7 protein-coding genes are annotated in these 7,150 nt (G+C 49.1%); 3 read left to right on the top strand and 4 right to left on the bottom strand.

Going from position 1 to position 7,150, the window contains the following annotated elements:
- Positions 1 to 114: 114 nt before the first annotated feature.
- Entirely contained in the window at positions 115 to 276 is a 162-nt protein-coding gene (locus AB7U36_RS11420) for a hypothetical protein (RefSeq protein WP_428159899.1), read from the bottom strand.
- 199 nt (positions 277 to 475) lie between these two features.
- Between AB7U36_RS11420 and AB7U36_RS11415 the strand changes: the two genes are divergently transcribed.
- The 3 genes from AB7U36_RS11415 (at position 476) to AB7U36_RS11405 (ending at position 4,716) form a co-directional block, all read left to right on the top strand.
- Entirely contained in the window at positions 476 to 1,495 is a 1,020-nt protein-coding gene (locus AB7U36_RS11415; RefSeq protein ID WP_428159898.1) for a helix-turn-helix transcriptional regulator, read from the top strand.
- Positions 1,496 to 1,661: 166 nt separating this feature from the next.
- Positions 1,662 to 3,776, top strand: coding sequence for a TonB-dependent receptor (locus AB7U36_RS11410; RefSeq protein ID WP_428159897.1), 2,115 nt, complete (start codon positions 1,662 to 1,664; stop codon positions 3,774 to 3,776).
- Between the two features lie 61 nt (positions 3,777 to 3,837).
- On the top strand, positions 3,838 to 4,716 hold the full coding sequence (locus tag AB7U36_RS11405; protein ID WP_428159896.1) for a DUF4198 domain-containing protein: 879 nt from the start codon (positions 3,838 to 3,840) through the stop codon (positions 4,714 to 4,716).
- 128 nt (positions 4,717 to 4,844) lie between these two features.
- Here the strand turns inward: AB7U36_RS11405 and AB7U36_RS11400 are convergent, their stop codons facing one another.
- From AB7U36_RS11400 to ligA, 3 genes are all read right to left on the bottom strand, one after another.
- A complete protein-coding gene (locus AB7U36_RS11400) occupies positions 4,845 to 5,018 on the bottom strand; it encodes a helix-turn-helix domain-containing protein (RefSeq protein WP_428159902.1) in 174 nt (57 codons plus the stop codon).
- Complete coding sequence (locus AB7U36_RS11395; protein WP_428159895.1) at positions 5,019 to 5,198, bottom strand: hypothetical protein; 180 nt, start codon at positions 5,196 to 5,198, stop codon at positions 5,019 to 5,021. It abuts the gene before it with no gap.
- Between the two features lie 376 nt (positions 5,199 to 5,574).
- On the bottom strand, positions 5,575 to 7,150 hold a 1,576-nt coding region (ligA, locus tag AB7U36_RS11390; protein WP_428159894.1), incomplete at its 5' end, for an NAD-dependent DNA ligase LigA.

The following is a 7,150-nucleotide window of genomic DNA, read 5'->3' as shown; positions in this document are numbered from 1 at the left end:
ATCGGGGCCGATACTCTGAGGGATAGGGATAGGGATAGGGATAAGAACTTGCTTTTAATCTTCGCCGCCAGCAATTCTAAATTTGGGAAGGATAAGGTTAATCTCCAATATTGTTTATCCCGTGCTCGTGCTCGTGAACGTAATGGATACACCGGCATCAAGCATGCCTCCCACGTTTTCGATGTTTTGTTCAATGGAAAAAAATCCGGTCACAGCCCCGGCCGTGGTGTCTCCCATGCCATGGATGGCGCTGATGGTCTGTGTGTCTGCTGCCATAAGGGATTCGAACATTCTGCGCGAGAGTAATACCCTCCAAAACTGCCATGATCTTTCATACTTGCGTCGGTAGCCGGCAGGTCGCGGGAATATAATGCCAAAAGTGCTGGCTTTTATTGTTTGAAACAGCTAACATAATGAAGATTTATAAAATTGCGTTATAATGCTTTAAGCCATTGATTTCGATAAGGGAACAAGCATGGATATTGATTTTAAGATTGATTTGGATCACGGACTGCACCTGGAACAATATAGCCCTGTTCAACAAAAAGAAAGCCCCTTTGAAACCTGCTGGTCTTTGACCGAAGATCTTGGGTCGGGCAGCATCAGAAAAATCGAACCCCGCCCGGGATTTGTGATTTTTATTGCAGATTATGCACTTAAGGAAACCATGATCACATCCGTTGCATCAAACCAATCTGCCGTGGGATTCGGCTTTCTTCTGGCCGGCTCCGGGAGGGCCAAGGCGCATAGTGTACCGCACTGGGGGGCTTTCAGGGAAGGTAAAACCTCTGTATTTTACTATCCTGACCAGAACGGCACCATGAAGGATATGAAAAATTCCAGGAGACGGTCAATCTCCCTTCTGGTGGAACCCGAGCTGTTCAACTGTCTGCTCAAGGGGAGCCTGGACGGTATTCCCAAAACCTTCAGAACCCTTTTGGACGGCTCGAATCTGATGGGCGGTTACAATCAGGACGGCTGGATCACCTCCCTGATGTCCCAGGCACTGGAGTCGTTTTTTCTGTGCCCGTTTACAGGCGCCACCCGGCTGCTCCTCCTTGAGAGCAAAGCCATGGAGCTGATCGCCCTAAGGCTGTCGCAATTGATGGAAGGGGAAAAAAATCAGGGCCCGGCCCCAGGATTAGGCACTTTGGATATCAAAAAAATTCATCAGGCAGCGGACCGGCTTTGTCTTGACCTGGAAAATCCGCCTACCCTGTTTGAACTGGCTGCATCCGAAGGTATCTCCCATGCCAAACTCAACCGCGGTTTCCACCAGGTTTTCGGCACCACAGTGTTTGGATACCTCAGGATGCTTCGGCTCCACAAGGCAAAACAACTGCTTGAGCAAGGCCGGCTCAATGTAACGGAAACAGCCATGGCCATAGGTTATTCATCCCTTTCCTCCTTTGCCAGGGCCTTTTTCACCCAATATGGCATAACACCGAACCAATGCATGATAAAAAAAGCCGCAATAGCCCGCAAGCCAGCATAAAATTTTTCCTGTTCATTTCAGATTCAAAAAAAGTTCAAACGGGATTAGCCCCCCCTTTTGTTTTCATACTATAGCATTTATGCAGAAAAGAGACTGGAAGCGGTTGTATTCACGGAATCTGAGTTAATTTTTTCAATCCATTAGAACAACAAAAAGGGGAAAAGGAATGAATGAAAAAGGCAAAATGATATGCATATCGCAATTTTTAAAGATCGGTATTGTCTGGATTTTGATGGTAATGGCCGTAACGGCATCTGCGGCTGAAAGCAAGGTTGCTCCCCCGCAGGAAGAAAAACTTGTGCCAAGCGACACTGAACTGGAAACCATGACCGTGACAGCCCAAAAGAGAGAGGAAGATGTCCAGGATGTTCCCATCAGCATGAGCATTTTATCGGACATGTTCATTACTGATGCGGGAATAACGGATATGAAGGACCTAAGTTTTTTTACCCCCAACCTTTACTCCCAGCAGGTGGTCAATCAAAATATGATGATCATCAGGGGAATTTCCTCCCATTCCGTCGCCTTAAACACACCGGTCGGACTTTTTGTGGATGATATCGGATATCCGCTGACGCTGATGCAGAACCCGGATCTGTTGGATATCGAACGGGTAGAAGTTTTGAGGGGGCCCCAGGGCACCTTGTACGGCCGGAATACCGAAGCCGGGGCCGTCAATATCATCACGAAACAGCCGGACAACGAAGCTATGGGCAAAGTATTTGTGGAACCGGCATTTTACGATACCCCGGATCAAGAGGTTTTCAGTATTAGAACCGGAGGGGCCGTCAGCGGACCGATCGTTAAGGACACTCTGTTTTTCGGCGTTTCCGGCCAATACGAAAATTCCGACGGGTATACGGAAAACATTTACGACAATGATGATAAGGCTGCAAAAATCGACCATTTGAACGGACAGGCAAAGCTTCGCTGGAAGCCCAGCGATCCTCTGGATATTACCATGGTGCTTAACGGATACGAAAACAATGACGGATACGGTTACCTTCGGTACATCGACGGCCCGGCCCAATCCGACCGCTATAAAGTCAACTGGGACGGCAACAATGAATGGACAGATAAGAACAACGGCCAGGCCCTGCGCATCAACTATTCAGGAACTGCGTACAATCTGGTGTCCATCACTACCCGGAACGACTATTCCACCGATTTCATCAACGACGGCGAGTTCGGGCCGACCGTCTATCCGGATCAGGTCTTTATATTCGAAGATACGGTTTACAGCCAGGAACTGAGGTTTTCTTCCGCAGATGAGACCAGTCCGTTGACATGGATTGCCGGTGTTTACGGGTTCACCGAAGAGGTGGATGCCCATGCCGAATACTTTGGCTCCACCTATATCACGAACTATGAATGCGACGGATTCGCCGTTTTCGGGCAAGGCACCTACACAATTTTTGACCGTCTCCACCTGACAGCGGGGCTACGTTACGATTACCAGGAATACGAGGGAGAGCAAACCTTGAATTCGATTGCAGATCCCTATGGAGCCCGGTTCGACCATGGTGAATGGCTGCCCAAGGCCTCGGTCTCATACGACATCAACGCATCTGCCATGGCCTATGCCACGGTTGCCAGGGGAATGCTCGCCGGAGGGTATGATTATGGTTTTGCCTCAAGTTCCGATACCCTGGTATTTAAACCCGAGTTCACCTGGAACTATGAAACAGGTTTGAAAACCTCCTGGTTCGACAACAAGCTGACGATCAATGCCGCCGTGTTTTACGTCGAGATTGAAGATAAACAGGTGCAGGAATACTTAAACGGCGGGCCGCTACGAGACATCACCAATGCGGCCAAAGCCTCTTCAAAAGGCTTTGAACTGGAAATGACGGCGCGACCGGTCCCAGGATGGCAAGTCTTTGCCGGCATCGGATATGCGGATGCACAATTTGAAGAATGGAAGTCTGAGCAAACCTCCGGCGAAATCATTGACTTCGAAGGCAACAATCTGACCCATGCCCCTGAATATACCTTTAATGCAGGGGTGCAATACAACCACCCCTCGGGATTCTTCGGGAGGGTAGACGTTACAGGACTTGGAGATTATTACACGGATGCAAAAAACACGGTCAAGGTGGACGGGTACGAGACGGTTAACCTGAAATTCGGATTCGAAGGCGAATCGTTCCAGGTCAGCCTTTGGTGCAAGAACGTCTTTGATGAAGCGTATCTCACCACCAAATCGTATTACTTCGGCGGGCACACTGCCCAGGACGGTGCGCCCCGAATCATCGGATCAACCTTTATTTACCGTTTCTGATGTCGTCGCCACACCAAAAACAGTTTAAACAAGTACAAACATATATGGAGGAATCAGTAAAATGGCATATCGTATCTTTTTTTTAAGCACTATTTTTACGTTAATTGTCAGTTCTGCTACGGCGCATACGCTTTGGGTCAATGCGTTCAAATCCCAGGGGCATCTGCCCGCCCATGTTCTGTGCAGCATCGGCTGGGGGCATACCACGCCATTGGACGATCTGCCTCAAATGGTCAAATTGGGGTCTTATACGCTCTATGGTCCGGATCTTAAGGAAACCCCACTGCCCATGCCGGTGGCCAAGCCCTCAGATTCTTTTGATACCGACAACGGGCTGACGGTTGTATCAGGGGACATCGGCGCCCGAAAGATCATTCTGAAGGAGGGGTGCAAGCCGGGCACCTACCAGGTCGGCGTAAAAAGCCAGGACAACTATTACACACACTATTTAAATAAAAACGATCAAACAAAATGGGCCATGAAACCCAAAGACGAGGTAACGGATGCCAAAAAATTATTTCGGGGAATGCTATACAGGGCCACCGCTGTTTCCTATTTCACCGTAGAGAAGTGGCAGGCACCCCAATCCCTGGGCTATGACCTGGAAATCCTGCCACTTACCGACCTTTCCGATATCCGGGCCGGAGATTTGGTGCAATTCAGGATTCTCTTCAGGGGAAAAAATTTGAATACATCCCCGGAGGTCAGTATTGAATATATCACTGCCGCGTCCGATTCTTTCGGCGGAAGCGACAGCTTCACGCTCTCATGTCCGATCTTTGATGGAAAGGGACAATTCCGCATGCCTGCTGCGGGACAATGGCTCGTAAATGTCTATACCCGCCAGGAGGTTACGGCGGACAACGACCTGAAGCACCTGGTCAAAAAGTGCGATACAGCTCTGTTTTCAAGCTCAATAACCTTCAAGGTCAATCCTTAAATAACTGAAGTCATGCCCCAGCAGAAGTGGGGGGCATGACTTGGATGTCCGAACAAAGATAAGACCGGCAATCCTGAACATTGAAAATGCCCACCGAAAAATGGGCATGAACCTTCTACCGGGCAGTCTTACAAATCCAGGAACCTTACCGGAGACGTATTAAAAACCGGTGCCAGCTTTTTTGCCATTTCCAAGGTAATTTTTCGGTGGTTGTTTTTCATATTGGAAATATGCTGCTTGGGCAGGTCACCCAGTATTTTGCCCAGCGCTTCCTGTGTCAAACCGGCATTCTCCCTGTAAATTTACAGCACTTGTCCTGGTGTAAGTTCTGATTTTATGTTTTTATACCAGCTTGTTTCCTGTGCATCGACGAACTCTTCGTCAGGATCCGTGATGATAATAAGGTCATCACCGCACTCCCCTTTCGGCATCTTGGCGACGGTTTTTAGAACCTTTCTTTTTAGGGTTACACGATAGTTCATGAATCAAATGTAACCTAAAATTGGTTACATAATATATATTGTTATTTTTCCGTGCTCGTGCTCGTAAACGTGCTCGTAAACGAAATAAAAGCATGCCTATACATGACAACGTTAACGAACACGTTTACGTTCACGAGCACGAGCACGGAATAAAGATTATTGGAAATTAACCTATCCTTCCCAAATTTAGAATTGCTGACCGGCAATTACTGTCCGTTTCCGTGCCTGAGGATGCAGAGGCGGGCGATGCGCTCTGGTTGAGCCTGGAAACCTGGAGCGGGTAGATGTACTGGGTGAGTGTCCCGTTGCAACAGGCATCGCCGATGACCGCATCGTTCCTCGAAGGGTTGCAGGGTTGAGGTACCGGAACTTGCTTTTAATCCCGGCCGCCAATCAATTCCAGAAGCCTGGCTTCATCCCATACAGAGATGCCAAGGTCCCTGGCTTTGGCAAGTTTGGAACCGGCCTGGGTGCCGGCAATAACGATATCGGTTTTCTTTGATACCGAACCTGTCACCTGTGCACCTAAGGCCAAAAGCTTTGCCTTGGCCTGATCTCTTGTCATGGCGTCAAAGCTGCCGGTAAGCACAATGGTTTTACCGCTGACCGCATTGTCCTTTTCATTGGCGTCACCGTACAGGTCATTGGTAATGGATACACCGGCATCCAGCAGATCTTTCACGTTTTTGATGTTTTCTTCAATGGAAAAAAATCCGATTACAGCCCCGGCCGTGGTGTCTCCCATGCCGTGGATGGCGCTGATGGTCTGTATTTCTGCGGTCATCAACGCGTCAAGGTCCGCAAATTTTTGAGCCAGAAGCCGGGCCGCATGCTCGCCGGTGTGGTCAATGCCCAGGGCAAAGATAAACCGTGAAAATGAAATTGTTTTGGACTGTTCAATGGCAGCGATGATATTGTCGGCAGATTTTAAGCCCATGCGTTCAAGCCCGGCCAGGGTCTCCCGGTCCAGATGAAAAAGATCGGCAAAGGAATTTACAAGCTTTTGGTCCACAAGCTGTTCCACCAATTTTTTGCCAAGCCCGTCCATATCAAAGGCTTTTTTGGATACAAAATGGCGGATGCGCTCCTTGATCTGGGCGCTGCACCCGGCATTGATACATTTAACGGCAGCCTCGCCCTCAAGGCGTCTTACCCTGGAACCGCAAACCGGACAGGTGTCGGGCATGGTAAACACCCGCTCTTGCCCGGTCCTGGCTTCAGGGATAATTTTTACCACCTTGGGGATCACGTCACCTGCCCTTGTGATCAATGCGGTATCATTGATGCGGATATCTTTTCGTTCAATCTCATCGGCATTGTGCAGGGTCGCCCTGGAAACCGTGACGCCGCCGATATTCACCGGCGCAAGTTCGGCCACAGGGGTCAGGGTTCCGGTGCGGCCCACCTGGACCGTGATGTCAAGTATTTTGCTGGTCTTTTCCATGGCCGGAAATTTATAGGCAATGGCCCACCTGGGACTCTTTATTTTTTCGCCCAGGAGCTGCTGGATTAAAATATCATTCACTTTAATCACCATGCCGTCAATATCATAGGCCAATTCCGGACGAAGGGTTTCCAGATGATTGAAATTTTCCAGCACCTGTTGGATTGAAATCCCTTTTTTAATAAGCGGACTCACCGGGAATCCCAGATCAGAGAGGCATTCAAGCATCAACGCCTGGGTGGAAAAAGAAAGACCGCGCACAACACCCACACCATAGACAAATATGGTCAATGGCCGCTGGGCTGTTATCTTTGAATCCAGCTGGCGCAAGGAACCTGCCGCAGCATTGCGCGGATTGGCAAAAACCGCTTCTCCCTTATCCAGACGGCGCTGGTTGAGCATTTCAAAATCTTTATGCCGGATGATCACCTCACCGCGCACTTCAATAAAATCCGGGACAGTCGTTTTATTGTCCATCAGGCGCAGGGGCACGGATTTGATGGTCCTG

This window comes from Desulfobacter sp. (assembly GCF_050177295.1).
The sequence above is the reverse complement of the archived record's forward strand: the minus strand, read 5'-3'. Positions and strand labels throughout refer to the sequence as shown.

Coding starts and splice junctions, on each gene's coding strand:
- AB7U36_RS11415 (WP_428159898.1), top strand. CDS start 476: ATGGATATTGATTTTAAGATTGATTTGGATCACGGACTGCACCTGGAA.
- AB7U36_RS11395 (WP_428159895.1), bottom strand. CDS start 5,198: ATGAACTATCGTGTAACCCTAAAAAGAAAGGTTCTAAAAACCGTCGCC.
- AB7U36_RS11410 (WP_428159897.1), top strand. CDS start 1,662: ATGAATGAAAAAGGCAAAATGATATGCATATCGCAATTTTTAAAGATC.
- AB7U36_RS11405 (WP_428159896.1), top strand. CDS start 3,838: ATGGCATATCGTATCTTTTTTTTAAGCACTATTTTTACGTTAATTGTC.
- AB7U36_RS11420 (WP_428159899.1), bottom strand. CDS start 276: ATGGCAGCAGACACACAGACCATCAGCGCCATCCATGGCATGGGAGAC.